Source organism: Acidovorax sp. KNOB132, assembly GCF_057541515.1.
The window spans coordinates 1-26228 of record NZ_BAAJYT010000039.1; the positions used below are offsets into that span (position 1 = coordinate 1).

Sequence of the window (26228 nt, forward strand, 5' to 3'; positions counted from 1 at the left end):
GCCACCAGCCGCAAGCGCGCTCGGATGACCCCGGAGCTGATCCAGTACATCCAGTCAAGCCCCAAGACCGGGAGAGAGTTGGCCAAGGAACTGCAGATGGGGGCTTCGCTCGTCAGCAAGGCGCGCCGCGGCGACTACGTGTGTTTTGCCGGGGCTGGTGGCATGTTCTCGGGGCTCGTTTCGAGAGGGGCTGCATGAAGCCCAGGATCTACAAGCAGCGGGGCCTCTGGCACTGCTACAGCCGCGACAGCTTGGGCCGTGTGATGGGTGTGGGCTACACGCCCCGCATGGCCTGGGAAGACTGGAAGGCCATCGGCCGGACTGCGGGAGGTGCCAAGTGAGCCTGATTCTTGGAATCGACCCTGGCGCCAACACTGGCGTGGCCACTTACGTGGATGGCCTGCTGACCGACCTGGAGACGGTGCCGCCGCACCAGATCGAGCGCCTGATTCGCGGCCGTCAGCCCGCGCGCGTGGTTTTCGAGGACTCGCGCCTGCAGAGCCACACCTGGACCCGGGGCAAGAGCGGCGCAGCCAGCGCCAAGATGGCCCGCAACGTTGGCCAGGTGGATGCGTGGTGCAGCCTCATCACTGCGGTGTGCGCAGAGCTTGGCGTGGCCGCTCACGGCATCAGCCCTGCCGGCAAGGGCGCGAAGCTCGACGCCAAGCGTTTCGCGGCCGTCACTGGCTGGGCTGGCTCCAGCAACGAACACTCGCGCGACGCCGCAATGGTGGCGTGGCCGTACCGGAGCGCCGCGAAATGATGGCGCGCACCAAGCCTATGAACCGGGGCACAAAGGGCCTCACGCGGACCGCTTTCAAGCGCAAATCAGGCACGTTCGGCCGCCACGGTGATGTTCCCCCTTGGATCGCGCTGAAAGGCTTGATGCGAAAGCCGAGCGCGCTATTAATTCAGGAGCATTCACGGCCGCTATGCGTACGCGACTGAATATGCCTCAAGCGCAATTGTTGAAAGGGCTGAATGCTATTAATTCAATAGCTAATCGCCGGACTCTGCCCACCACGTTCCCCAAGGCCTGCGCCTTGCGCAGCGAGGCATACCGCAGAGCGGTGTCATGCCTGCCCTGCATCTACTGCGGGATCGTCGGTTACAGCCAGCACGCCCACGCGAACGAGGGCAAGGGCACGGGGCTCAAGGTTGACGACCGCCGGGGCTTCCCGCTGTGCTGCAGCCGGCCGGGAGTGGAGGGTTGCCATGCTGCATTCGATCAGTACCACCTGCTGGCAGGAGGGCGCGAGGCCCACCGCGAAGCGGCGGAGCGCTGGGCAGCGAAAACCCGGACTGTGATTCGGAAGGCTGGCCGATGGCCAAGGAATCTGCCCGATTGGAGCGCTTCTGCTTGATGTAGAGTAACGTAACTTATTAAAAGTTAAATGAACGAAACCACCCGCAACCGGCCCAATCTATCGGAGCGCCTGGCCAGCGCTGGCAACAGCCGCGATCTCACGGTCTGCGTGGAAACGAGGGGTGATGCAGACCTGCTGATTGCAGCAGGGAGCAGCACCGCATGCCTGGGACGCTATGTCTACCAGCTGATGACCGAGTGGGATGGCTGCGCGCGACCAAAGCAGATCACGGACGAAGACCTGAAGCGAATCGCTTCGGCGTTGCCCCGCGTCAGCGTGACGAAGCAAGGCCGGCGCGGCTTACGAACCTCCGCCGCCCTGGACCTCGCTGGCGCACGCGCCAAGGTTGACGAGTGGCTAGCAGGTGAGCGCCGCCGGGTGCTCAGCCGCCTGCACAGCCTGCCGAAGCTGATGGATCCGCACTCAGGTTTGCTGCCCTGGGTTGTCGCTCGTGGCGGCAGAGCCCCCGAGGTCAAGTTGCTGGACGTGCTGGGTTGGTGGGCGGATCGGCGTTGCTCGGCTTGCCAGGGGACGAAGGAGCACGAAGGCCGGGTTTGCAAGGTTTGCCGTGGCGTGGGGCTTCGCGACATCCCGCACGGCAGAGAGGGGCAGGCCATCTCCGAGCACATCGCCGCACACGTAGACCGCGCAAGGCAGGGCACCCGGTCCGGGCTGGCTGGCCTCAAGCGTCTCAAGGCCTATGCGGCCGGACACGATGGAGGGCGTCCGGGGCTCTAGTTCATGTATACTGCGGCCTTAGAGCGCAGGCGCCGTTTCATACGCCATGCCACACTGCCGCAAGCGGCCCCCAGGCGGAGAGTCTGGGCAAGCCAGAAATTGCTGGATAGTCGCGCCCTGAAATTTCCAAGCCCGCACGGTTCGCCCTGTGGGCTTTTTGCATTGGAGACGACATGCGCAAGACCACCCTGTCCATCGCCGCCTTGGCTGCTCTGGCTGGCCTGCCGGCCCACGCCGGCCCCGTGGTGATCGTGCCGCGCCCTGTCATCGTGGTGCCGCGCCCGGCGTCTGTAGCCCGGCCAGCACCAGCCGTCGACAAGCCGGCAGGGGCGCCAGTGATGCCCGTCATCGTGCCGGCCATGCCGCCGTCGTGCGGGGCTCTCGCCCGCCAGGGGCGGCCCTGCACCTGATCTTCTATCCGCGGCGTAGCTCAGCCAGGTAGAGCAACGGTTTCATACCCCGTCGGATCAAAGCCGACCACCGCAACCAGTTCGCCACCACCGGGGTGCATCCACCACGCACCACACCGCCACGGACGCCATGCCCCAGGTGGTGGCACCCATTCCGAAATCCCGCAACCAACTGACACGCTGCCCGCTCGGGGCATGCGTGAAGGCAAGCGTGGCCCCAGCGCACCGTGGGCAAACGGACGCCTCCCTTCGCAGCGCCAGCACCAACAGCCCGTCACCTCCCGGGCCGCTGGCGTTGCGAGGGGCCCTTTACCCGGAGATCACCATGCACCACTACCTGGCCGCCGCCTCGATCGCCATCGCTGCAACACCCATTGCCGGCGGCGCCTGGCTGCTGTGGCGTGCTCGCAAGAGGCGGTGCGACGAGGCCTCCCGCCGGATGGCTGCGCATGCTGATTGGTCCCGGGCGACGGCGGCAAGGCAGGCCGCCGAGGCTGCGGCTGCAGCACGTCAGGCACAGCAGGCCGCTCAGTCTGCAGAGGTGGCCGCCCGCATGCGCGCCAGGTTCGAGCGGGAGACGCGGGGCTATGTCGGGCGGCGGCAAGCCTCACCCGCAGCGAATGCTGGTGCACTCGCTCCGACGCCGGAGCCCGGCAGCTGGCCGGCTTGGCCCACTGCGCTGCCGATGTCTGCCCCCAGCGAGGCGGAGCGTGTGCACAGCCCCGCGGCCGTCGTGTCCGGTGGTGGTGGGGACTTCGGTGGCGTCGGCGCATCGGGAAGCTGGGACTCTGGCGCCTCCTGTGGCGACGCAGGATCCTCCGCCTCCTGTTCTTCGTCTTCCGACTGAGGCCAAGCCATGACCATCAAACTGGCAATCGAGCTGGAAGCTGTGAAGGCTGCTGCTCTGGTGCGCAAGGCGCTGAATGATTTCGCGTCCGCTACGGGCATGCAGCCCGAAATGACGATCACCTGGGTGAGGTACGCGCTGATCGATGAGGCGGCGTCAACCCCGATCGTTGGCGGCATCAAGATTGAAGTGGGCGGCCTGTCGGTCGAGGCGTGAGTAAGCCCCGCATCCCTGCCGCGGCCACGCGCATCACCATGGCCCAGGCCACACGGATGCAGCAGGCACCACGCATAGGTGCCACGCGCCGAGACCGAGGCTAGCTATCTAGACCTGAAGAAGCGAGGCGGATCAAGGTCCATGCCCGAAAGGTTGAGATAAGGCTCGAAAATCGAATCGACTTGGTCCTTCGCAGATTCGAACCATTTGAAGGATGCGCTCCGTTCTTGGGTCGCTGCGATGTGTTCATCGCGAGTAGCGCTTTTGTCGCCGATTCTTATGATGTTTGTTTGGCGGTAGACCTGTTGCCATAGTTCTTTCTCAAGGTACTGCCTGACCTCCGGGCCAAACACCCAACGGCAGTCAGAGATGCCCGCGAGATATTTGGCTTCATCCTCCATATTCAGTTGGCGGGAATAGCCTGTCATCACGACAGCGCGTGCAGCGCGATAGACGGCTAATCGACTTTCGAACAACTCAGCGCGCAGTTGTCCTTTCGAGGTTTGCCACTGCTTAAGCGCTATAGCTGCAGCGGCGGCTGCGGTCAGGAACGACCCGAATGCAGCCACCGCTGACCAATCTAGTCCGCCTCTGTTGGTCGTGCAGGCCGTCAGAAGCCTCAGATACTCGCTCCAAAGCGGTTCCATTTTCTCCCCCTAAGTTGATCTCCCGGCAAGCCTAGCTGAACTGGATAGAGGAGCGGCAGAGTGCGAGCAGGTCTTCGGATATCTGGGCGTCGTCTTCAAGCCCGTCGCCTGAAGGTGTGGAGCAAGAACCCCCACTGCGCCATGTGCGGGAAGCTGGTGGAGTTCAACGACATCCCCGGCCGTGGCTTCCAGCTCGATCACATCAGAGCCCTGAAGGCTGACGGCGGCACCGGTGAGGACATTGAGTCCAACACCCAGGTGCTGTGCTGCGGCCCCAGTGGCTGCCACGCCAAGAAGACAGCGAAAGACATGGGCTACCAGCAGCGCCAGGCCATTGGTCTGGATGGCTGGCCGATAGACCCCTCACACCCCAAGGATTGACCATGACAAAGCACAAGCAAGCCATCGCCGCCTTGGTGATTCACACCTTCGTGTGCGCGATGCTCTACCTCTGGAAGGTGGTCGGCATCGACGGCGCGGCCAACATGCTGATGGCGTGGTGCGCGTTGAGCTTGGCTGCTGGTGTGGGTGTGGTGCTGAACCACAAGGACACTGATCCCCCAACACCCGCGCCGCTGCCCTTCGGCATAGCCCGAATCCTGTACCTGGGCGAGATGGTCGTTCTCCTGTGGTTCGGCCACTGGGTGATGTTCCTGTGCCTGGGCTTCACCTGGCTCATGTCTGCCGGGTCGAACAACCGTCGTCGGGATCATCAGGCGGCTCAGGCTGCGAAGGCCTGACCATGGCAATCACACCTCAACAATCGGCCGCTACATTCACCGTAGAGGTGGAGGGCCCCAGCGGCTTGGAGCATCGCCGGGTCCATTCGGTGGTCAGGTGCCAGCGCGAACAGGGCCTCAGCCGTCCGCAGCCAGAGCTACGCCGAGGCGAGGTTCTGGTGGAAACGCTGGCCGGCCGGGCAGTCATCATCCAGACGGGGTATTGAACATGGCCGAGGACTTGAGCCAAGCAGTGACCGTGTTCCTGGCTGAGGTTGAACAGGCGTGCCGTCGTCACGGCTTCGCCCTGGCGCCATCGGCGTATGACGGCCTTGAAGTGTGGCCGCTCGAGCCGGGCGAGAACGCTCTGCAGTTTCCGAGTATTGAGGAGAAATGACCATGAGCCCATCAGAAACGCTGGCGCAAGAGATCGATCGGCTAGACAGTTTGGCCTCGGCACTGATCCTGCCCCTGCCAGCCGCGAGGCATGTGGAGGCCCTGCGGTCTGCGCTTCCCGATGTGGTGGCAGCCCTCAAGGCCGAATACACGCGGGCCACAGCAGACAACCCCTGGAGCACGCACCCAGCCTGATCGTCGCTCACCGGCCCGCCTGACGCGGCCCAGGGGCATTGTGATCAGGCGCGGTCGGGTCAGGGCAGGCAGGGGCGGGGGGGTGAGGGTCCGAGAAAAGTCGTTCCCCTCGGAAACCGACCTGTTCCCCTCGCGCAGCTAAACGTCCAGAAAAAAGGTGAATCCGATGGCGCAAAGAGGCCGTAAATCCGCTGCCCAGGTCGCAGTGGCGGCCCAGCTTGCACCTGTCACGTCTGCGAGCCGGCTGATGCCGAGCGCGCATCTGAGCGACGCAGAGCAGGTGGTGTGGGCGCGTCTGGTGAATGACCACGCAGCAGCAGCATTCACGGAAACGCACCGTGACCTGTTGGACCTGTACTGCCAGCACGTCGTCACTGCTCAGGTGCTGGACGACGAGATCAAGAGTTTCGACCGCGAGTGGCTGCGCGACGACGATGGGTTGAAGCGATACGACCGACTGCTGGCGATGCGCGAGCGCGAAGTTCGGTCTGCGTCCTCGCTGGCCACCCGTCTCCGAATCACTCGCCAGGCGACAACCGACCCGAAGACGGTCGGACGGTCGAACGCAAGCCAGGGCCGCGCGCGCAAGCCGTGGGAAGTCCTTGAAGCGAAGTAGGGGGTTAAGAAACATCGCTTGGATCGAGTCGATGTGCCGCATCCCCGACGGCAAACACGTAGGTCAGCCCGTGCGGCTGACCAAGCCCCAGAAGGAGTGGATTCGGAGCATCTACGACACGCCGACGCGCACATTCATCTTGAGCATGGCTCGCAAGAACGCGAAGACGGCTACGAGCGCATTCCTGTTGCTCCTACATCTATGCGGGCCGGAAGCCCAGCCGAACAGCCAACTCTACAGCGCTGCCCAGTCCCGCGACCAGGCGGCCATCCTGTACGGATACGCATCCAAGGTAGTGCGGATGTCGCCGGAACTGAGCGAGTACGTGATCCCCAAGGAGTCGGCGAAGACGCTGGTTTGTCCTGAGCTGGGAACGACCTACCGCGCGTTGTCTGCGGACGCCTCGACGGCCTACGGGCTATCTCCGGTGTTCTCGGTGCACGATGAGCTTGGGCAGGTTGTCGGGCCGCGGTCAGAGCTGTATGAGGCGATCGAGACGGCATCAGCTGCGCACGAGCGGCCGCTGTCGATCATCATCAGCACGCAGGCGCGCACGGATGCGGACCTGTTGAGCCTGCTGATCGACGATGCGTTGACGGGGGCGGATCCGCGTGTGAAGGTGGCGCTGCATACGGCACCCATGGACATGGACCCGTTCAGCGACAAGGCGATCCGGGCGGCAAACCCGCATTTCGAAGTGTTCATGAACCAGGAGGAGGTCCGCAAGCAGGCGACCGATGCGAAGCGGCTCCCCAGCATGGAGGCGGGTTACCGAAATCTGATCCTGAACCAGCGCGTGGAGGCGAAGACGCCCTTCATCACGCGGGCGGTGTGGCAGGAGAACGGAGCGGATCCAGACGACCAGCCAGGCCTGAAGGTTTACGGCGGGCTCGACCTTTCAGCTGTGAGCGACCTGACCGCGCTGGTGCTGGCCACCGATGACGGCGACGTGATTCCGAGCTTTTGGCTGCCGGGCGAAGGGCTCGCGGAGAAGTCGCGAGCCGACCGCGTCCCCTATGACGTGTGGGCCTCGAAGGGTCTGCTTAAGACAACGCCCGGCAGGTCCATCGAATATGAGTTCGTGGCCGCGGAGCTGCGCCAGGTGTTCGACCGGTACGACGTCCAGGCGATCGCCTTCGATCGATGGGGCATGCGCCACCTGAGACCGTGGCTGGTGAGGGCCGGTTTCACAGAGGCCGAACTGGCGAAGTTCGTGGATTTTGGGCAGGGCTTCCAGTCCATGTCGCCGGCCATCCGGTCGCTGGAGGAAAAGCTGCTGGCCAAAAAGCTGAAGCACGGCAACCACCCAGTGCTGGCGATGTGCGCGGCCAACGCGATCGTGGTGAAAGACCCGGCCGAGAACCGCAAGTTCACGAAGTCGAAGGCAAGCGGCCGTATCGACGGAATGCAGGCTTTGGCGATGGCTGTCGGCGTGATGCCGATGGCCGAGCCACCGAAGCCGCCGCCCAAGTACCAAATGTTCGTCGTCTGACGATCCTGACCACGGCCCGCCCAGCGCGGGCCTTTCTTTTTCTGGAGCACTGCATGGAACGTGCGTACTCGACCCTTGTCATCAAGGCCCTCAGCGACGAAGGTGGCAAGCGGACATTCAAGGGCATTGCCTCGACGCCGACGACCGACCGGACGGGAGACATCGTGGAGCCCAAGGGCGCGCAGTTCAAGCTGCCGATCCCATTCCTGTGGCAGCACGACAGCAATGATCCCATCGGCTGGATCACCGCGGCGCGCGTGACCGAGAAGGGGATCGAGGTCGATGGCGAGGTCGCCGACGTGGAGGAAGAAGGCCCGCTGAAGGAGCGCCTCGCCACCGCATGGCAGATGCTGAAGGCCAAGCTGGTGCGCGGCCTTTCGGTCGGCCTCAAGCCGCTGGAGGCAGCCCGCATCGAGGGCACCTACGGCATGCGCTACACGAAATGGCTGTGGTTCGAGCTGTCTGCAGTCACGGTGCCGGCCAACGCCGACGCATCGATCACCACCATCAAGTCTCTCGACAACGCGCTGCTGGCCGCGACAGGCCGCAAGCAGGACCGTGTCGTGCGCTTGCTGCCCCCCGGCGTCTCGGGACACCAAGAAGCCCGCAAGGGCGTCGTTTTTCTCAAGTAATCCCGAAAGGACACCCAATGAACCTGCAAGAACAAATCAAGCGCCTCATGGAGACGCGCACCGCAAAGGCCCTGGAGCTGGAAGGCGTGCAAAAGAAAGCCCTGGATGAGGGTCGTACCAAGGACGAGAGCGAGCGCGAGGCGTTCAAGGGTTTGACCGCCGACATCTCGCAGATCGACGCCGAACTGGAAGACCTTCGCGCCCTGGAGGCCCTGCAGGTGACCAAGGCTGTGCCCGCTGCTGGCGGCGCTGGCGCGGCACCTGGTTCTGTTGCCCGCGGCGCCATCGCCACCGGCGCCGGCCCAGCCATCCACGTCAACAAGGACGCCGACGAGAAGTTCAAGGGGCAGAACTACACCCGAATCGTCATCGCCAAGGCTTTGTCCCGCCTGAGCGACGGCGACGTGTCGGCGCTCGCCATCGCGGAAGCTCGCTGGGGCAAGACCAATCCCACGCTGATCAACGTCATGAAGGCCGCGGTGCCAGGCGGCGGAACCGGCACGGGCGAGTGGGGCGCCGAGCTGGCTGCCATCGATCAGCGCTACACCGGCGACTTCATCGACTTCCTGTACTCGCAGACCGTGTACGACAAGCTGCCGCTGCGCCAGATCCCTGCGAACGTGCAGATCAAGGGCCAGGACGGCGCGGCGACCGCCTACTGGGTGGGGCAGTCCAAGGCTATCCCTGCGACCACTGCCGACTTCATGAACGTGACGCTGACACCGCTGAAGGTGGCCGCGCTGGCTGTGGTCTCCAACGAGCTGCTGCGCGATTCCAGCCCATCGGCCGAGCAACTGGTGCGCGATGCCCTGGTGGAAGCCAGCTCGCAGCGCGTGGACACCACGTTCCTGAGCGCAGCCGCTGGTGTCGCTGGCGTGTCGCCGGCCGGCATTCTGAACGGCGTGACCGGCATCCCATCCGCCGGCACCGATGGCGCGGGCCTGCGGGCCGACATCAAGGCCCTGTACGCGCAGTTCATCGCCGCGAAGAACGTGAACGGCCTGCACCTGGTGACCACGCCGTCGCTGGCGAAGTCTGTCCAGCTGATGACTAACGCTCTCGGCCTGGTGGAGTTCCCTGGCATCAATGCATCCGGCGGCACGCTGTTGGGTGACACCGTGACCACGGGTGACAACGTCGGCGCAGGTCTGCTGATGATGCTGAAGCCCTCGGACATCTACCGCATCGGCGATTCCGGCGTGCAGGTCTCGATCTCTCGCGAGGCAATGATCGAGCAGGACAACGTCCCAACGGGCGCAACCGACACACCCACTGGCGCGTCTGCGAACTTCACGTCGATGTTCCAGAGCGAATCCACCGCCATCAAGGTGGTGCGCTCCATCAACTTCGCCAAGCGCCGCGCATCGGCAGTGGCGGTTATCACCGGTGCCGACTACGGCGCGGTGGACGCAGGCTAAACAGCCGAGCCAGTGCCGGGCCTTCGGGCCCGGCACTACCCGAATCCAAGGAGCAGCCATGCGAGAAAACCTGAAAGCCACCAAGTCGTTCACCTACGCCGGCCGAGCGCTGAAAGCAGGAGACGGCTTTCCCGCTCCTCGCGGTGATGCGCGCGTGCTGCAGGCGATCGGCCGGGCTGTTCCTGCTGAGACATACCAGACTGCGTTCGCGACGCCCGAGGTGACGAAGACGGTCAGTCAATCCGCCCCGGCCCAAGCCGCGAACGGTGGCGCCAAGCCTTCCGATGGCCTGAAAGTGGCCGACCTGAAGGCGGCGCTCGCCGCCAAGGGGATCGAGATCCCTGAAGGTGTGACGCTCAAGGCCGATCTGGCCGAACTGCTGGACGCCACGTTTGAAAAGGCTGACGACCAATGATTCGCTTTCTTCGAAATCTCGTCGGCCGCGGGGCGATGCCCGCCAGTGACGGCGAGGTGCAGAAGGGCATCGTGACGGCCCAGCCGCGGGGGTTGGTGTCGCCGCATACCGATGGTGTGTGGCACGACATCACGCCAGCCCAACCGCCTGGCTACTTCCAGATGGATATCAACGTCCGCCCGGAGACCGTGCTGTCGTACCCGGCCGTGTTCTCGTGCTGCTCCCTGATCTACAACGACATCGGCAAGTTGCGCACGCGCCTGATGGAGTTGCAGCCGAGCGGCATCTGGAAGGAGTCCGCCAATCCGGCCTATTCGCCGGTGCTGCGCCGGCCCAACCATTACCAGAACCAAATCCAGTTCAAGCAGTGGTGGGTCTGCTCGAAGTTGACCTGGGGCAACACCTACGCGCTCAAGATTCGTGATGGCCGAGGCGTCGTGGTGGCGCTGTATGTGCTCGACCCTGGACTCGTTCAGCCACTGATCGCGCCAGACGGCTCCATCTTTTACCAGCTCGGGCAGGACAACCTATCTGGCCTGCAGGAGTCCACGGTGTACGTGCCGGCCTCCGAGGTCATCCACGACCGGATGAACTGCATGTTCCACCCGCTGGTGGGCGTTTCGCCGCTGTTTGCGGCCAGCCTGCCGGCCTCCGGCGGATTGGAAATGTTGCGGGACTCCCGGCGCTTCTTCAACCAGGGCGCCAAGCCCAGCGGCCTCCTGGTTGCTCCCGGTGAGATCGATGATGCCGATGCCAAGCGACTGCAGGCCTACTGGAACGACAACTTCACAGGGCCCAACTCGGGAAAGGTGGCGGTGGTGGGCGACGCGCTCAAGTACGAGCCCATCCGCATGACGGCGTCGGACGCCCAGACGAAAGAGCAGATCACGCTCACCTCCGAGATGGTGGCGCAGGTGTTCCATGTGCCGGCTTTCAAAGTCGGCGGTCCGATCCCCGCCGGCCAGAAGGTCGGCGATCTGAACCAGATCTATTTCAACGACGCGCTGCACTCCCTCATCGAGGAGATGGAGTTGTGCTTTGACGACGGGCTTTCGCTGCCTGCGGGCTACCGCACGGAGCTGGAGCTGGAAAACCTGCTGCGCATGGACCCAGCCACGAATGCTGAGGTGATCGTGAAACTGGTTGGCGGGGGTGTGAAGACGCCGAATGAAGGCCGCCGCGAATTGAATCTCGCTCCATTGCTGGGTGGGGACACCGTGTACATGCAACAGCAAGACATGCCACTTGACCAAGTGCGTCTCAACCGGGTCGCTTTGGTTGATCCGCCGGCGCCACCTCCCGCGCCTGCACCGCAGCCAGAGCCTGACGAGATCAGCGAAGACGATGTGAAGGCCCTGACCGAATACATCGAAAAGGGACTGGAATGCGAACTGACCTGAAAGCACTGGCCGATGCCGTAATCCAAATCGTGCGCACCAAGCTGGCACCGCTGTCCAAACGCCTGGACGACATGGACACCGAGATCAAGGCTCTGCCCGGCTTGGTGACGAAGGATCTGGGCGATCGCGTGCAGGCCGCCTTGGCCGAGATGCCCCGCCCAAAGGACGGAGAGCCCGGAGCCAGCGTGACCGCTGAAGACCTAGCGCCCATGGTCGCTGAGCAGGTGGCGCAGCAGGTTGCAAAGGCGGTCCAGGAGATTCCAGCGCCGAAGGACGGCTCGAGCATCACGCTCGATGATGTGGCCCCGATGGTGACCGAGTTGGTGACCAAGGCGGTGGCTGAGATCCCTGCTCCGAAGGACGGCAAAGACGCCGATCCCGAAGAGGTCGCCTCACTTGTCGCCAAGGCTGTGGCTGCGATTCCTCGGCCACAAGATGGCCGCAGCATCACTGCTGACGATGTGGCACCGCTGGTGGCGGCAGAGGTCGCCAAGGCGGTGGCTGATTTGCCACGTCCCAAGGACGGCGAATCTGTGCCCGCCGACGAGGTGCAGCGCATGGTGGATGAGGCTGTGACCAAAGCGCTGAGCGCGGTGGTCGCGCCGAAGGACGGCGAGCCGGGCCGCGATGCCCTGCAGCTGGAACTGCAGCCCGCCATCGACCTGGAGAAGACCTACCCCCGCGGCACGTACGCGCGGCACGCCGGTGGCCTGTGGCGAGCATTCGAGGCCACGAAGGGGCTGCACGGTTGGGAGTGCGTGGTAGACGGCATCTCGCATCTGCAGATCGAGCAGGATGGCCGCGAATTCACGCTCGTGGCCAAGACATCCAGCGGCGACGAGGTGCGCAAGAGCGTCAAGGTGGCCGCGCTGGTGGACCGGGGCGTGTTCAAAGCGGGGACGGAGTACGAGGCCGGCGACGGGGTGACATGGGGCGGCTCGTTCTTCATCGCCCAGAAGGATGCGCCGCGCGGCCACCCGGGCGAGCCCGGCTGCGATGGCTGGCGCTTGGCGGTGAAGCGCGGCCGCGATGGGACAAAGGGGATTTCGGTATGACGCCATTCGCCACACTGGACGAGGTGAAGCAGCATCTGCGCATCGACGGATCGGACGCCGACGGCGACCTGACGCTCAAGCTGGAGGCGGCATCCGAGCGAATCGCGCTCCACCTCAACGGCGTGTCTCCGTTCCTGCCGGTGGTGGAGGGCGCGACCGCCCAGGTGCGACCCATCGTGCGGGCCGCGGCACTGCTGCTGGTCGGCTACCTCTACCGCTACCCGAGCGGCGACGAGAAGAAGGCGTTCGATGACGGCCGGCTGCCGGCGCCTATCACCGCGTTGCTCGCACCGCTGCGCAGAAGGGTGCTCGCATGACGCTCGATGCAGGATCTCTCAATCGACGGATCACCATCCAGCGTCCTGGAACCGTGCAGGACGATAGAGGTCAGCCGATTCCGGGCTGGGTGGAAGTGGCCAAGCCCTGGGCCAGCATCAAGCACCAGAGCGGACTCAGCGCGATCAAGGCGAATGCGCCCACGTCCATCGTGAAAGCCTCCATCCGCATCCGCTACCGCACTGACCTGCTGTCGGGCATGCGTGCGCTGCACGGCGCCATGGTGTACGACATCAAGGCGGTGCAGCCGGACGAAGCTCGGCGCGAGCACGTCGATCTGGTTTGCGAGGTGGTGAAGTGATCACAGTGAAGTTCGACACCTCCAGGCTGGAAAAGCGTCTGGACAAGCTGAATGCAGCGACGAAGCGCGCTGTCCGACCTGCAGCGCAGGCCGGGGCCCAGGTCTTCTACGACGAGGTGCGCAAGCGTGCCCCGGTGTCTGGCAAGCCGCACAGCACCAAGGGCAAGAAGCAGACCTACCAGCCCGGAAACCTGCGGGATGCGATCTATCAGGCCTATATGCAGGAGCAATCCGGTGATGGCAATGCCCGATATCGGGTCTCCTGGAACCACCGCGATGCGTTCTATGCGCGCTTCGTGGAGTTCGGTACTTCGAAGATGCCGGCTCGGCCATTCCTGCGGCCCGCCTACGACGCTGTGCGCGAGGCAGCGCTGCAGGCAGCGAAGCAGACGATGAGGGAGCGGCAACGCGCCGGCCTGCAATGAGCATCGCAGCGCAGATCTTCGCCACGCTGAGCCCGCTGGCAACCGGCCGTGTGTACCCCGCCGTGGCGCCCGAGGGTTCGGCCCTGCCGCGCATCGTGTACCAGCAGGTGGGTGGCCGGTCCATCAACTACACCGACGACACGTTGCCCGACAAGCGCAATGGGCGCATTCAGGTGGCGTGCTGGGCCCAGACGGATGGGCAGGCCGAGGCGCTGATCCTGCAGGTGGAGGCGGCGCTGCTGACGGCGCCCGGCCTGCAGGTGGAGTCCCTAGGCGCGCACGCCAGCGTGTTCGAAGAGGACACGAAGCTGTACGGCTGCCGCCAAGACTTTTCCGTCTGGGCTGCCAGGTAGTCCACCACGTTCCCCAACAGGCCGCCCCGGGCAACCGCGGCGGCCTTTCTTTCGCCCGCGAGGGCTTCCCTCAACGCCCGCGCCTGCGGGCTTTTTTCATTGAAAGTCCACCATGGCACAACTACCCAAAGGCGCCACCTTCTCGATCGCGACGAGCTTCGGCTCGACCATCAACGTCAGCGAAATCTCCAACGCTTCCGAGGCCGTTGTCACTGCCGCCGGCCACGGCTTGGCCGATGGCGACATGGTCGAACTGCTGACCGGCTGGACGCGGCTGAACCGCCGTGTTTTCAAGGTGGACCAGCTGTCGGCCACCACGTTCGCTCTCGTCGGCGTGGACACGACCAGCACGGCCTCGTTCCCACCGGGCTCGAGCGCCGGCACCTTCCGCAAGGTGACGGCCTGGACGCAGATCCCGAAGGTGATGAATCCGCAGACCAGCGGCGGCGAACCCAAGCCCGTGCAGTACGAGTTCCTGGAAGACGAGAACGAGTACCAGCTGAACAACGGATTCAGCGCGACGGGCTACACCATCGAGATCGATGACGACATCGAAACCCCCGGCTACGCGGCAGCCCTCAAGGCGTCGGAAGAGCAGACGGAAACGGTGTTGCGCATCCTGATGAAGGGCAACCGCAACCCCACCTACATGCCCTGCTACGTGGCGATGAACCCCATCCCTGTGCTCCAGGAAGGGCAGATCAATCGCCTGCGCGTGGCCTTCAACGGCCGGGCACGGCCCACCCGCTACAGCGGCGTGGTGGCCTGATTCAAGCAACCCCGAGCGGCCCCATGCGGCCGCTTTTTTCATGCCCCGCCGACCGTATGCGGCGCGGGTCTTTTTCACCGACTGAAAGCAGAACATGATCAAAGACTTCTCCCTCGACGCGCAGCCTACTTTCAAGGCAAAGGCCGAGATCCCGGTGCCTGGCAAGAAGCCGGTCAAGATCGAATTCACCTTCCGCCACCGTGACGGCGACGCGTTCAAGGAATGGTTGCAGGGCACGGGCAACTACGAGAACGACACCACCCTGGTGATGGACGTGGCCTGCGGCTGGGAGCTTGACTTCCCCTTCGATGAAGCGAACGTCGGCAAGCTGGTCCTCAACTACCTCGGCAGCGCCAAATCGATCGTCGAGAAGTACATCGAGGAAAACGCAGGGGCGCGCCTGGGAAACTTCGCGAGCTAGCCGCCGACCTGTACCGCAAGGCGCCCACGCCCGCGGAGCTGGAGGCGCACGGCCTATCGGTGGACGACTACGACGACGAGGACTTCGTTTTCATCTGGCCGGAGAACCGCACGGCCTTCTCCTTCTTCGAGCGCTCGGTGGGCACGCGGTGGGTGTCAGGTCCGAACGGAGTGCCCACCGGCCTGCGCTGGGAGGCGATCTATCCGCTGATGGACCGCCTGGGCCTGGCGCCCGAGGATTGGGAGTCTTTGCGCGCCGACGTCGAGGTGATGGAGCGCGCCGCGCTCGCGGAGATTCACCGGCAGCAGAAGTGATTACGATGCCCCCTTCATCAAGGAGGGAATATGCGTTTCATCGTCGTAATCGGTGCCGTCATCGGGGCCTTGTTTTTGGCCGCAGCGTTTTTCTTTGCCAAGGGCGCACCTCAAGAGGCCGCAATGGCCGCGATGGCTTGTGCCTTCGCTGTGATTCCGTATGTGATCTTTCGCGCCGGGCAACTTACCACGGCTGAAAACGAGCGCCGCGCGTTCCACGCCGCAGTTCTCGACCGGCTGGACAAACTCACCGAGCGCTAGGCTCCTTCCCTCATACCCGCTTCGGCGGGTTTTCTTTTTGTAAGCCCCTCGGCGCAAGTCGAGGGGCTTTTTCTTTGGGCGATCGCATGGCAGAAGACCTGAAAGAAGACATCCAGTTCGGCGCGAATACCTCCGGCGCCGAGGCTGGGATCAACCGCATCAAGCGAGTCCTGGCAGAGGTCGGTACTGCGGCCGGCCAGGCTGGCCAAGCCGCTGCCTCGGGCATGGGCGCAGCGGGCGAAGGGGGCGAGCGTGCCTCCAAGAAGGTGGAGTCGGCTACGCGATCGATGCAGGCCAGCCTGCAGCGCCTGATCGCCGAGCAGCAAGCGGGCAGCAAGGCTAGTCGCGAGTACTGGGAGGCGCTCGCTGCCCAGCGCAACGTGAACGTGGCAACGCTCAAGCCACTGCTTGACCAGCTTGACGCGTACAAGGCGAAAGCTGGTGACGCGACCCGCGCCACCGAGAGCATGGGCGGGAGCTTCTCTGCCCTCGGCGCAGCTGCTGGAATGGCCGGAAAGGCGCTGGCTGTGCTCGGAGTCGCCGCATCCGCGCGGGAGCTGGTTGCCATGGCTGATGCGAGCACGAACGTCTCCTCGCGGCTGTCGCTTGTCACAACCTCTGCCGCTGAACTCATCGACGTGCAGCGTCGCCTGTTCCAAGTTGCACAGTCGTCCCGCGTCAGCTACACCGATCTGGTGGTGACCTACGCGCAGGTGGCCAGAGCCACGAAGGAACTCGGCGTATCCCAGCGTGACCTGCTGGAAGTCACGAAAACGATTTCGCAGGCCGTGACCATCAGCGGCGGCTCTGCGCAGTCGGCCCAGGCTGCGCTAGTGCAATTGGCCCAGGGCTTCGCCTCGGGCGCGCTGCGTGGCGAAGAGCTGAACAGCATCATGGAGCAGACGCCCCGATTGGCCCAGGCCATTGCCGATGGCCTCGGTGTGAGTGTCGGCAAGCTGCGGGAACTGGGGGGCGCGGGCGAGCTCACGGCCGACAAAGTGCTGGGCGCCCTCAAGAAGTCTGCAGGTTCCGTGCAGGTCGAATTTGACAAGATGGCAACGACTGTGGAGCAGTCGATCACCAGGCTCGGCAACAGCATGACGGGCTTGATCGGCGCGATGGACTCGCTGCTTGGCGTCACGAAGACGATTGGCGGAGCGTTTGGCCAGCTGTCGCAAGGCATGGACGCGGTAGCGGAGATCTTCAACAAGCTCGGAAAGCAGGGGCCGCTGAGAGATGCGGCCAGCGAAGTGCGTCGTCTGGACGACGAGGCCCGCCGGCTGCGCCAGGGGATCGACCGCGGACTCTTCGGCCCGGCCGCGCAGGCGGAACTTGATCGCATCAACACCCGCCTGGAGGTGGCAAAGCAGCGCTTCCGTGATCTCGACAAAGAGCTGGGCGGGGCGAAGGATCCTCGCGACCAGACCGGCTACGTCACACGCACGCAGTCCTACGCTGCCGAGGCCAAGCGCCTGGAGGGCATCCAGTCCTCCATGGGCAAAGTACTCAATGGCCTGAGCGGCGTGAAGGACGGTTTTTACAAGGACCTGAACGCCCTGTATTCGGGCTACCAGAACGGATTGATCAAGCTGACCGATTACCAAAAGGCGGTGGCGAAGCTGATCAAGGAGAGCGGCAGCGAGAAGCCGGAAGGTGCGTCGGCGATCAAGGCGGAGCAGACCGCCTACGAGTCGCTGGCCACGTCCATCAGGACCAAGATCGCCCAGAACGAAGAGGAGCTGAAGTACTCGGGCCGGCTGACCGAGGCGGACAAGCTGCGCCTGCAGATGCTGACGCAGCTGGACGTGGGCTCGAAGAAGCTGTCCGCCGCGCATAAGGCGACGGCGCTCGCACTGCTTGAGACGCTGGATGCGCAGGAGCGCCAGAAGGCGGCCACGCAGCGCGCGATCGCCCTGTACCAAGAGCAGGTCAGCATCCAGGAGGAGCTGAACGCAGCCTATGCGGCAGAGAGCAAGGCGCGCGAGTCCGGCCGCCAGGCCGTGACCGACTACGTGAAGGGCATCACCGAGAACAACGACGCGCTGCAGTTCGAGCTGTCCCTGATGGGCATGACCGAGCAGGCGCGCGAGGTGGCGCTGGAGCAGTACCGGATCGAACTGGATCTCAAGCGCCAGATCGCCGCCGTCAACGCGAACAGCGGGTTCGACCAGCCGCAGCGCGATGAAGAGATCGCCCGCCTGACGGGCGCCGCGGCTATCGCCAAGGCCAACGCCAGCAGCAAGGTCTTTTTGGCCGATTGGAAGAACAGCGTCAAGCAGTACGACGACATCTTCCGCCAGGGCTTTGCGGACATGCTGAACAACGGCGAGGACGGATGGAAGAGCTTCACCCGTTCGCTGGCGACCACGTTCAAGACCACGGTGGCGGACACGCTCTACAAGGCGTTTGCGCAGCCGTTCGTGATCAAGCTGGTGGGCCAACTGATGGGGCTGACCGGCGGAGGCGGGGCTGCGGGCATCGCCAACACCGTGAGCAGCGGTGGTTCGATGCTCTCGGGGATTGGCAACATCGGCTCGCTGTTCGGCGGTGGTGGTGCGTTCTCCAGCGGCCTGAGCATGACGCTCAACGGAGGGATTGCTACAGCGCTCGAAGGTGGGTTCGCCATGCTGGGCAGCGCGTCCGGGTTCTCTTCGGCGCTGGCGGGCATCGGGCAGATTGCTGGCGCCCTGGGCCCGATCGCATTGGGCATCGGTGCACTGGTGGCGCTGGCTGGATCGTTCAAGGGCGAGACGCGCGTGGGCGGCCAGTTCGGCGTGGCGTACGACGGTAGCGTGACGAACCAGCGCCGGGGGCAGACGTACACGTACCAAGGCCAGCAGTACGACCGGGATTTCAGCAACGGGCAGCGCATCGGCCTGACCGATGGCCAGGCATACCGGCTGGAGGGCGACCCTGTTGATGCAGCCCAGGAAGACGCCATCCGCAAGGCCGTGTCCGGCACGGCAGCGGGCATCAATGCAATGCTCAAGGCGCTGGGCAGCGCATCCACGGTCACGGGCTTCTGGGCCGGTCTTGAGACCAGCGAGAAGGGCCGCGGCGGCGTGTTCTCTGGGGGCACGACGTCGGGCGGCAAGACCTTCGGGGAGAGCGGCCAGGGGGACAACTACGCGGGCACGCTGTACGAAAAATTCAGCACGAATTCGCCCGACTTCAAGACCGCGCTGGAGAACTTCACGTTGGACTTGAAACAGTCCACGATCCAGGCCCTGCAGAGCGTGGATGACATTCCTCAGACGATCAAGAAGATGATCGACGTGGACGCCGAGGCGCTGACCAGCGATGCGGCGGACGCCCTGCTGGTGGCCATCAACGCGCAGATCGCTGGCGTGACGACGTTCAAGGCGGCGCTCGATGCAATGGGGCTCGACAAGCTGGCCGACCTGACGTTCGACGCGGCGGCCGCGATCGGCGAACTGTCGGGGGGCTTCGACAAGCTGCAGGCCAACCTGGGCACGTACTACGACAAGTTTTTCTCGGCCGACGAGCGCAGGGCCAACCTGAAGACCCAACTGGAAAATCAGCTTGGCACGCTGGACATCAAGCTGCCGGACATCGACGCGACGGACGCGCGGGCGCAGTACCGGGCCCTGGTGGAAGCGCAGGACCTGAACACGGATGCCGGCCGCAAGGCCTACGCCCTGCTGTTGCAGTTGGCCGGCGCGTTCGATTCTGTGGCCGTGGCCACGGACAACGCGGCGACGGCTGCGGCCGAGGCAGCGCGCAAGCAGCAGAGCATCACGGACAAGGGCCGGGACCTGGAGCAGCGCCTGCTGATCGCACAGGGCAAGGACCGCGAGGCCCTCGACCTGCGCCGCCTGCAGGAGTACTACGCCCTGCTGGAGCTGAACCCGGCATTGGCGGCGATGGTGATCGAGATCTACAAAGCGGAGGACGCAGCGACGGCGCTGGCCAAGGCTCAGCAGGACAGGGAGGACGCATACAGCAAGCTGCAGAACGCCGTCACGCTGGAAGGCGAGCGGCTGAACGCGCAGCTGGAAGCGATCGATGCGCAGCGCACGGCGATCAGCAAGCAGCGCGAGCTGTCGCAGGAATCGCTGTCGCTGATCACCGGGGTTTTCGAGTTGGTGCGCAGCAATGCGCGTGAGCTCTACGGCCAGGTGGATTCGACCGCATCGATGCAGGCCGCCCAGGGATGGGCGTTCGTTGAGAAAGCGCTGTCGAATGCGCAGGTCACCGGCTACCTCCCCGACCAGAGAACGCTGCAGGAAGCCATTGCGGCGGCCCGCAGCGGAGTGGAGGCGGGCGCCTACGTGTCGCAGTTTGCGCAGGATCGCGATCGCCTGGTGCTGGCCGGCACGCTGTCGCAGCTCGAGGCCATCAGCGGAGGCCAGAAGACCGTCGCCGAGCAGCAGCTGGCGGCGCTGCAGGACCAGTCGGACGCGCTGGACGCCCAGACCGAATCGATCAACCGGCAGTTGAAGGTGCAGCAGGAGCTGCTGGACCACTACCGCCGGCAGATCGACATCGCCAACGGGACGTTCGACGCCACGCTCTCGGTCGCGGACGCCGTCAACAACCTGGCGGCGGTGCTGGGCGCGAAGGCAGCGGGCGTGAACACGAAGGCCCCCACCCAGATCAACGGCGGCGGGGCATCGTGGGGCGGTGGTAGCACGGCGCCCTCTGCGCCATCAAACGCCAAGTACAGCCAGGTCATGGGCGGGGCGGGCGCCGTCTGGTACGAACCGATCATCGACCAGGCCCTGATCGCGAAGCTGGATGCGCTGGCGCCGGTCTACCACGCCTACGACGGCACCGGTGATCTGCGAGGGTTGCTCGATGCCTTCAAGGGCGCGGGCGGGACGATGGCCGATCTTTCCGTCCTGAGTGGCTTCTTTTTGGCGGACTGGGTGAAAGCTGGCGCCACGGTGGGTATTCCTGCATTCGCTGTCGGGACCAACTTCGTCCCGCGCGACATGGTGGCCCAGATCCACGAGGGAGAGGCCATCGTGCCCAAAGCGTTCAACCCCTGGGCCAATGGCGGCGCGTGGGGTGGTGGTGGCGCTGATCAAGCGCAGCTGCTGGAGGAAGTCCGCTTGCTGCGCAAGGAGGTGGCCGCCCTGCGCGGCGCTGCCGATCGCACCGCGGAAAACACCCAGACGCTGCCGCAGATGGTCGAGCAGTTCGATGACGTGAGCCAGGGTGGCAACAGCCTGCGCATGGAGGAAATGGCGTGAACATCCTGCTACCGACCACGATCACGCCAGCCATGTTCGGCGCGGGGACCACCATCCCCGTCGTCGATGCATCGGTGGGCGAGGTGGCCTGGGCGTCCGGCACGAGCTACGTGGTTGGGGACCGTCGTGTCTATGACGGCTACACCTACGAATGCGTGAAGGCCGCTCCCAACAACACGACGCCGCCCTCGTCCACAGCCGGGGCGGAGTTCTGGCTGAAGGACGAGGGCGCGCCGAGCAACCGCATGGCGCCTTTCGACGAGTACCTGTTCACCCGTGCGCGCCGCCTGGGGAGCTTGACCTACGTCCTCAAGCCTGGGTTCATCACGGGCCTGGCGATCTATGGCCTTGAGGCCGACTCGCTGCAGGTGACCGTGAAGGCCGGCCCTGGAGGTGCGGACCTGGTGCCCCCGATCAACATGGACCTGTGGGAGCAGGCCTATGGCGAGTTCGAGTACCTGTTCGGCGTGCTGCAGCGGGCGACCAAGTTCACGCTGAAGGACATCCCGATCCACCCACTGGCCGAGGTGACCATCAAGCTGACCCGCAACGACCCGAACGTTGAGGCAGCGGTGGGCTTCATCAGCGTGGGCCAGTGGCGCCGGCTGGTGGCGCCCGTTGCGAACATCGGCGCGGTGACCCCCGGTGCGGAGGCTTCCACCAAGAGCTATTCCTACCTCAAAGAGAACCCGGACGGCACGTTCGTGCGGCGCCGTGGGCGGCTGTCCACCAACCTCACCCTGAATTGCGTCATCGATGCAGGTCAGGCCAATGCGGCCAAAACGCTGCTGGACCGGATCCTGGACCAGACCGTCGCGATCGAGGCCAGCGGCCTACCGCAGTTCGGCTACCTCTCAACGGTGGGTTCCGTGACCGGCACGGTCCGTGCCGACGGCGGGCCGACCGCGTCTGCCTCCATCCAAGTCAAAGGAAACGTATGACGGACATCGTCCCCATCCCCGCGGCACCCACGGTGCCCACCTACCCGCCCTTGGGCAGCGCGAATTTCAATGCCGATGCCTACACCTATGGGTCGAGCATGCCGGGCGTGGTGGTCGGCCTGAACCTCATGATCCAGGCAGGACGCACCAACGCCGTGGCCGCTCAGGAGCGTGCGGTCATCGCGGACGAAGCAGCCAGCGCTGCAGTCGCTGCGCGGAATCAGGCTGTGCCAGCACGCGATCAAGCGGTGGCCGCAAGGGACGAGGCAGTCCCTGCACGCGATCAAGCAGTGGCGGCTCGAAACGAAGCAGTTCCCGCTGCTTCCGCCGCAGTCGTCGCGCGCGATGCCGCGGTCGCTGCGGCCGCCATCGCTGGCGCGCCGCTCGTGGCCTCCAGCACCAGCAGCCTCACCGTGGGCATCGCCCAGCAGGCCCTCAACGTCGGGTTGGGCAAGGGCTTCGCGCCGGGCCAGACCGTCACCATCGCGCGCACCTCGGCGCCGGCCACGACGTGGATGCGCGGAACGGTGCTGTCGTACTCCAGCACCGGTGCCGGGGCGCTGTCGGTGGCCGTAGCGGAGGTCGCGGGCGCTGGCACCTACACCGACTGGAGTGTCTCCGTCGCGGGCAGCCGCGGCGCCAGCAGTCTGACGCTGCCGGTGGTTGGTGTGGGCGTCGCTACCACGGGCGCGTCGAATGTGTTCTACCGGCTCGATGCTGCCGTCGAGATCAAAATGCCGGCGGCGCCAAACGATGGTGACTTCTTCGCGTTCGCGAATCGGAGCGGCGCCGTGCCGACGATCAACCCCAATGGAAAGAAGATCAAGGGCGACTCCAGCGTCTTGTATCTCAACACCCTCAACGCCTCGGCGTGCCTCAAGTACGACGCGGCCAATGGTGACTGGGTTGAGTCGTTCGCGGGCTTCACCGTCGCCTCGGTCTCCAGCAACGCCATCCTGCTGCAGCCCAACACCTGGACGGCAAAGCAGACGTTTCAGGGCTTCACGGTGCTCGGTGATGACGCAGCGCCGCCCATCAAGACCAAGCTGATCACCGGCACCACAGCCGCCAGTCAGGGCGGATCAACGATCGTGAGCCTGGGGGGCGTCGATTTTAAAAAAGATCGTCGGGCTGCAGCCGATCGTGCGCACCTCGGTTGCGAGCGTGCCGCCCAACAACTCCAACAGCGTCGGGTATCAGTACTTCTGCTCTTCCGACGCGAACGGTATCGGCATCTATCTGTCGGCCTCTAACTCGGGGTCGATTTTGAGCACGCCATTCGTGGTGCTTGTGACCTATCAGGAGTGACCACGCATGTCCAACTTTTCAACCCTTTTTGGTGTCGGTGGGCTGGCTGGAGACGTGCTGATCTCGGGCTCTGTGCGCGCCAGTTCGGTGGCCGTGCCAGCTCTCAACATCGATTGCAGTCAGGGCAACTACTTTGCAAAAAGCATCGCGGCCAACAGCACCTTCACCTTCTCAGGCCCGCCCGCGGCCGGCAGCGTTTACGTCATGCGGCTCGACATCGCGCACATCAGCGGCACGATCGCCTGGCCTGCCAGCGTCAAGTGGCCCAACGGCTCGGCGCCGTCGCTCACGGTCGCGCGCCGGCACAAGTTCTTTTTCACAACCTCGGACGGCGGCACGACTTGGGACGCCGCAGCCCAGATCAACTACCCGGCCTGACCATGCTGATGCCTGACATGACGATGGCGGCGGACTCGGGGGGGCCGTCCGGCCAGGTGGTATTTACCGGTCTGACCAACGACGCAAATTTGGCCACCTCGTGGACGGTGCCCGCAGGAGTCACGGAAATCTGTGCGGTCGGGGTGTCTGGCCGGGCCGCGTATCCACTCTGGATCAAGCGGGGCTCCGTGTTTTTGCTCAGCACGATTGCCAGTGATAACGCTTACACCGTCCTCAACCAGGGCGGCCTGGCTGGCAACCCTGGATCGATCGGCGGCACCAATACCCCAGGTGGCGGTGGCGGTGCCGCTGGCTACGGTGGTGCTGGCGGCAAAGGCGGCGACCAAAACCAAAGTGGTTCGGCTGCGCCTCCTGGCGGTGGCGGCGGTGGTGGCGGTGGCGGGAACGTCACGACCGTTGGCAATGGCGGTGGGGGCGTCGGCCTCAACGGTCAGGGGCCCAGCGGCGCCTCCGCCACGTTGGAGGCGGGCGGGCGGGGCGGCTCCAACGGCGCAGACGGAAAGATCCCGGGATCGACATTCCCGCAAGGCGGAGACGGTGGCGACTATGGCGGTGGCAAGGCGGGCCAGCCGGGTGGCGAGCTTGCGTACCGCAATGCCATTGCGGTCACGCCCGGCGAGGTGCTGAGCATCTTCATCACCGGCAACCCTTGGGGTGGCGGCGTCGGGGGCATACGAATCATCTGGGGCGCTGGTCGCTCCTATCCATTCAACGCAGCATGAGGGCGCGCATGTACATCAACCTTGAAACTTCGGAATACCCGGTGTCGGCCCAGCAGATCCAGGCCACCCATTCACACGTCAGCTTCCCGGTCCCCTTTGAACCCTGCGATGGCTTTGCGCCAGTGGAGCCCTCGTCGCCACCCGATCACGACGCTGACACGCACCGTGCCGAAGAGGTCGAGCCTCTGGAGGTGGAAGGCCAATGGGTGCAGCGGTGGCGCGTCGTGCCGCTCACGGCCACCGAGATCGCGGAGCGATTGGCAGCCGAGAAGGCTGCACTCTTGGCCGCGTCCACGGCCCGCCGCTGGGAGGTCGAAACGGGCGGCGTGGCCTTCCCCGATGGCACCCGTGTTGGAACCACCACCGAAGACCAAAACCGGATCACCACGGTCATTGCCAATGCAGCCCTGGCAGGCGTCAGCGCGGTGGACTTCAAGGCTGCCACCGGCTGGGTGTCGCTGACCCTGGCCGAGCTGCAGGGCATGGCAGCCGTGATCGCGCTGCATGTGCAGGCCTGCTTCAGCGCTGAGCGCGTCCACCACGAGGCCATCGCGGCCTTGCCATCGCTCGCCGCTGCGCGTGAGTACGACCTGAGCGCGGGCTGGCCGTCCACTGCGGCCTTCCGCGGCAGCGCCCGGGCCTAGCCGACCAACCCACCGCCACCAGCCCGCTCCGAGCGGGCTTTTTTACGTCCCAAGGAAAGCCATGACCACCACAACACCGCGCGGAATCCGCAACAACAACCCCGGCAACATCGACCGCACTACCGAGCGCTGGCAGGGCATGGCCGCCGACCAGAGCAGCGACGCCCGATTCGTCGTCTTCAGCGAGCCGAAATGGGGCCTGCGGGCCTTGGCCAAGACCCTGCTGTCGTACCAGCGCAAGCACGGACTGCGCACGCCGGCCGCGATCATTGGCCGGTGGGCGCCGCCGAACGAGAACAAAACCGACGCCTACGCGCGCCAGGTGGCCGCCGCCTTGGGCGTGGGCGTGGGCGACAAGATCGACCTGCAGGACCCGGACACCCTGGCGCGCATCGTGCCCGCAATCGTGGCCCATGAAAACGGCCTGCAGCCGTACAGCGCCGACCTGATCGCCCAGGCCGTGCGCCTGGCGCTGGAGTGAGCCGATGGATGCGCCCGATCTCAACGCAATGCCCGGCGGCCCGCTGGGCGTGCTGGCCACCGCAGCCGCGGCCATTGGTGGCGGTTTCATCTTCCTGCGCCAGTACCTGAGCCGCGGCGCCGCAGACCGCGCCGACGACGCCGGCCGGGTGTCGGCGATCAACGTCTACAAGGAGCTGCTGGAGGCTGAGCGCGCAGCGCGCGCCCTGGCCGACAAGCGCGCCGACGACTTCGCGCGCGAGCGCAACGAGGCCATCACGATGATGGGCAAATTGCAGGGCCAGCTGGAGGGCATGCAACGCCAGCTCCAGCAGGCCACCGAGGAAATCGCGGGCCTGGAAAACCGGGTTCGCCAACTGACGGAGCAGGTCCATGCAAAAACATGACTTCCACAAAGCGCGCGACCTGGCCGGCGGCCTGCTGCTGCTGGCCACGATCCTGGGCAGCGGGGCTGGGCTGGGCTACTGGGCGGGCACCGAACGCACTCGTTCCATGCTGATTGATGAGCGCGCCGATCGTATCGAGGAGATCAGCCGGCTGCAGAGCGCGTATCGGCAGTCGCTGGACGCCCTTACGGGCCGCACGGCACGCGCAGCGGATACCGCAGCCACGGCGGCCGAGGCAGCGAAGGATGCGGCAGCCACGGCCGACAAGGCGGCCACCACCGCCGGGCGCGCGGCCAAGGCGCCGGCGTGCCGGCGGCGGCGCTGGAGCACGACCGCAAGGCCATCAACGGCACGATCAACCGCGCGAACGAGCGCATTCGGGAAGGGGG

General features: G+C 65.1%; 35 protein-coding genes. 34 read left to right on the top strand and 1 reads right to left on the bottom strand.

The genetic code is table 11. From position 1 onward, the window contains the following. From AC27IO_RS08440 to AC27IO_RS08465, 6 genes are all read left to right on the top strand, one after another. On the top strand, nucleotides 1–198 hold a 198-nt coding region (locus tag AC27IO_RS08440), incomplete at its 5' end, for a hypothetical protein (RefSeq protein ID WP_498738386.1). After that, the gene (locus AC27IO_RS08445) at nucleotides 195–341 is read left to right on the top strand and encodes a hypothetical protein (RefSeq protein ID WP_498738388.1); all 147 of its coding nucleotides are present in this window, start codon (nucleotides 195–197) and stop codon (nucleotides 339–341) included. The genes AC27IO_RS08440 and AC27IO_RS08445, both read left to right, overlap by 4 nt. Further along, entirely contained in the window at nucleotides 338–763 is a 426-nt protein-coding gene (locus AC27IO_RS08450) for a RuvC family protein (RefSeq protein WP_498738390.1), read from the top strand. The genes AC27IO_RS08445 and AC27IO_RS08450 overlap by 4 nt, the downstream gene beginning before the upstream one ends. Before the next feature lie 631 nt (nucleotides 764–1394). After that, the gene (locus AC27IO_RS08455) at nucleotides 1395–2105 is read left to right on the top strand and encodes a hypothetical protein (RefSeq protein ID WP_498738392.1); all 711 of its coding nucleotides are present in this window, start codon (nucleotides 1395–1397) and stop codon (nucleotides 2103–2105) included. A gap of 173 nt (nucleotides 2106–2278) precedes the next feature. After that, the gene (locus tag AC27IO_RS08460) at nucleotides 2279–2515 is read left to right on the top strand and encodes a hypothetical protein (protein WP_498738394.1); all 237 of its coding nucleotides are present in this window, start codon (nucleotides 2279–2281) and stop codon (nucleotides 2513–2515) included. Between the two features lie 856 nt (nucleotides 2516–3371). Then, nucleotides 3372–3578: a hypothetical protein gene (locus AC27IO_RS08465; RefSeq protein WP_498738396.1), complete on the top strand. Its 207-nt coding sequence runs from the start codon at nucleotides 3372–3374 to the stop codon at nucleotides 3576–3578. A 104-nt stretch (nucleotides 3579–3682) separates the two neighbouring features. Here AC27IO_RS08465 and AC27IO_RS08470 read toward each other — a convergent pair whose 3' ends face one another. Next, entirely contained in the window at nucleotides 3683–4225 is a 543-nt protein-coding gene (locus AC27IO_RS08470; RefSeq protein WP_498738398.1) for a hypothetical protein, read from the bottom strand. A 141-nt stretch (nucleotides 4226–4366) separates the two neighbouring features. On the opposite strand from AC27IO_RS08470, the gene AC27IO_RS08475 reads away from it, so the two are divergent. The 28 genes from AC27IO_RS08475 to AC27IO_RS08610 all read left to right on the top strand — a co-directional run. Further along, nucleotides 4367–4606 (top strand): HNH endonuclease, encoded by a 240-nt coding sequence (locus AC27IO_RS08475; protein WP_498738400.1) that lies wholly within the window; start codon nucleotides 4367–4369, stop codon nucleotides 4604–4606. Nucleotides 4607–4608: 2 nt separating this feature from the next. Continuing rightward, a complete protein-coding gene (locus AC27IO_RS08480; RefSeq protein WP_498738402.1) occupies nucleotides 4609–4965 on the top strand; it encodes a hypothetical protein in 357 nt (118 codons plus the stop codon). 208 nt (nucleotides 4966–5173) lie between these two features. After that, nucleotides 5174–5341: a hypothetical protein gene (locus tag AC27IO_RS08485; protein ID WP_498738404.1), complete on the top strand. Its 168-nt coding sequence runs from the start codon at nucleotides 5174–5176 to the stop codon at nucleotides 5339–5341. A 2-nt stretch (nucleotides 5342–5343) separates the two neighbouring features. After that, a complete protein-coding gene (locus tag AC27IO_RS08490) occupies nucleotides 5344–5535 on the top strand; it encodes a hypothetical protein (protein WP_498738406.1) in 192 nt (63 codons plus the stop codon). Between the two features lie 166 nt (nucleotides 5536–5701). Then, the gene (locus AC27IO_RS08495; RefSeq protein ID WP_498738408.1) at nucleotides 5702–6151 is read left to right on the top strand and encodes a hypothetical protein; all 450 of its coding nucleotides are present in this window, start codon (nucleotides 5702–5704) and stop codon (nucleotides 6149–6151) included. Nucleotides 6152–6182: 31 nt separating this feature from the next. Next, nucleotides 6183–7643 (top strand): terminase large subunit, encoded by a 1461-nt coding sequence (locus AC27IO_RS08500; protein ID WP_498738410.1) that lies wholly within the window; start codon nucleotides 6183–6185, stop codon nucleotides 7641–7643. A gap of 53 nt (nucleotides 7644–7696) precedes the next feature. Further along, entirely contained in the window at nucleotides 7697–8275 is a 579-nt protein-coding gene (locus tag AC27IO_RS08505) for an HK97 family phage prohead protease (RefSeq protein ID WP_498738412.1), read from the top strand. Nucleotides 8276–8292: 17 nt separating this feature from the next. Beyond that, nucleotides 8293–9693, top strand: coding sequence for a phage major capsid protein (locus AC27IO_RS08510; RefSeq protein WP_498738414.1), 1401 nt, complete (start codon nucleotides 8293–8295; stop codon nucleotides 9691–9693). 58 nt (nucleotides 9694–9751) lie between these two features. Beyond that, nucleotides 9752–10108, top strand: coding sequence for a hypothetical protein (locus tag AC27IO_RS08515; protein WP_498738416.1), 357 nt, complete (start codon nucleotides 9752–9754; stop codon nucleotides 10106–10108). After that, the gene (locus tag AC27IO_RS08520; RefSeq protein WP_498738418.1) at nucleotides 10105–11508 is read left to right on the top strand and encodes a phage portal protein; all 1404 of its coding nucleotides are present in this window, start codon (nucleotides 10105–10107) and stop codon (nucleotides 11506–11508) included. The genes AC27IO_RS08515 and AC27IO_RS08520 overlap by 4 nt, the downstream gene beginning before the upstream one ends. Continuing rightward, the gene (locus tag AC27IO_RS08525; protein WP_498738420.1) at nucleotides 11493–12563 is read left to right on the top strand and encodes a phage portal protein; all 1071 of its coding nucleotides are present in this window, start codon (nucleotides 11493–11495) and stop codon (nucleotides 12561–12563) included. Before AC27IO_RS08520 ends, AC27IO_RS08525 begins: the two co-directional genes overlap by 16 nt. After that, on the top strand, nucleotides 12560–12880 hold the full coding sequence (locus AC27IO_RS08530; RefSeq protein ID WP_498738422.1) for a head-tail connector protein: 321 nt from the start codon (nucleotides 12560–12562) through the stop codon (nucleotides 12878–12880). The genes AC27IO_RS08525 and AC27IO_RS08530 overlap by 4 nt, the downstream gene beginning before the upstream one ends. Then, entirely contained in the window at nucleotides 12877–13200 is a 324-nt protein-coding gene (locus AC27IO_RS08535; protein WP_498738424.1) for a phage head closure protein, read from the top strand. Before AC27IO_RS08530 ends, AC27IO_RS08535 begins: the two co-directional genes overlap by 4 nt. A gap of 5 nt (nucleotides 13201–13205) precedes the next feature. After that, nucleotides 13206–13625 carry an HK97-gp10 family putative phage morphogenesis protein gene (locus AC27IO_RS08540; protein ID WP_498738426.1) on the top strand — a complete coding sequence of 140 codons (420 nt, stop codon included), beginning with the start codon at nucleotides 13206–13208 and terminating at the stop codon, nucleotides 13623–13625. Next, nucleotides 13622–13978: a DUF3168 domain-containing protein gene (locus tag AC27IO_RS08545; protein WP_498738428.1), complete on the top strand. Its 357-nt coding sequence runs from the start codon at nucleotides 13622–13624 to the stop codon at nucleotides 13976–13978. The genes AC27IO_RS08540 and AC27IO_RS08545 overlap by 4 nt, the downstream gene beginning before the upstream one ends. Nucleotides 13979–14090: 112 nt before the next feature. Further along, nucleotides 14091–14747 (top strand): phage tail tube protein, encoded by a 657-nt coding sequence (locus AC27IO_RS08550; RefSeq protein ID WP_498738430.1) that lies wholly within the window; start codon nucleotides 14091–14093, stop codon nucleotides 14745–14747. 94 nt (nucleotides 14748–14841) lie between these two features. Continuing rightward, nucleotides 14842–15168: a phage tail assembly chaperone gene (locus AC27IO_RS08555; RefSeq protein WP_498738432.1), complete on the top strand. Its 327-nt coding sequence runs from the start codon at nucleotides 14842–14844 to the stop codon at nucleotides 15166–15168. Between the two features lie 59 nt (nucleotides 15169–15227). Then, complete coding sequence (locus AC27IO_RS08560) at nucleotides 15228–15482, top strand: DUF1799 domain-containing protein (protein WP_498738434.1); 255 nt, start codon at nucleotides 15228–15230, stop codon at nucleotides 15480–15482. 30 nt (nucleotides 15483–15512) lie between these two features. Further along, complete coding sequence (locus AC27IO_RS08565) at nucleotides 15513–15743, top strand: hypothetical protein (protein WP_498738436.1); 231 nt, start codon at nucleotides 15513–15515, stop codon at nucleotides 15741–15743. An 86-nt stretch (nucleotides 15744–15829) separates the two neighbouring features. Continuing rightward, nucleotides 15830–20959, top strand: coding sequence for a tape measure protein (locus tag AC27IO_RS08570; RefSeq protein ID WP_498738438.1), 5130 nt, complete (start codon nucleotides 15830–15832; stop codon nucleotides 20957–20959). After that, complete coding sequence (locus AC27IO_RS08575; RefSeq protein WP_498738440.1) at nucleotides 20956–21900, top strand: hypothetical protein; 945 nt, start codon at nucleotides 20956–20958, stop codon at nucleotides 21898–21900. The genes AC27IO_RS08570 and AC27IO_RS08575 overlap by 4 nt, the downstream gene beginning before the upstream one ends. Continuing rightward, nucleotides 21897–23153 carry a hypothetical protein gene (locus AC27IO_RS08580; RefSeq protein WP_498738442.1) on the top strand — a complete coding sequence of 419 codons (1257 nt, stop codon included), beginning with the start codon at nucleotides 21897–21899 and terminating at the stop codon, nucleotides 23151–23153. Before AC27IO_RS08575 ends, AC27IO_RS08580 begins: the two co-directional genes overlap by 4 nt. Nucleotides 23154–23262: 109 nt before the next feature. Then, nucleotides 23263–23586, top strand: a complete 324-nt coding sequence (locus AC27IO_RS08585; protein ID WP_498738444.1) for a hypothetical protein — start codon at nucleotides 23263–23265, stop codon at nucleotides 23584–23586. A 2-nt stretch (nucleotides 23587–23588) separates the two neighbouring features. Then, nucleotides 23589–24329: a hypothetical protein gene (locus AC27IO_RS08590; RefSeq protein ID WP_498738445.1), complete on the top strand. Its 741-nt coding sequence runs from the start codon at nucleotides 23589–23591 to the stop codon at nucleotides 24327–24329. 8 nt (nucleotides 24330–24337) lie between these two features. After that, nucleotides 24338–24973 (top strand): DUF4376 domain-containing protein, encoded by a 636-nt coding sequence (locus AC27IO_RS08595; RefSeq protein ID WP_498738447.1) that lies wholly within the window; start codon nucleotides 24338–24340, stop codon nucleotides 24971–24973. A 61-nt stretch (nucleotides 24974–25034) separates the two neighbouring features. Then, complete coding sequence (locus AC27IO_RS08600) at nucleotides 25035–25454, top strand: structural protein P5 (RefSeq protein WP_498738449.1); 420 nt, start codon at nucleotides 25035–25037, stop codon at nucleotides 25452–25454. 4 nt (nucleotides 25455–25458) lie between these two features. After that, nucleotides 25459–25839 (top strand): hypothetical protein, encoded by a 381-nt coding sequence (locus tag AC27IO_RS08605; protein WP_498738451.1) that lies wholly within the window; start codon nucleotides 25459–25461, stop codon nucleotides 25837–25839. Beyond that, nucleotides 25826–26228 (top strand): hypothetical protein (locus AC27IO_RS08610; protein WP_498738453.1); only part of this gene is annotated, 403 nt, incomplete at its 3' end. The genes AC27IO_RS08605 and AC27IO_RS08610, both read left to right, overlap by 14 nt.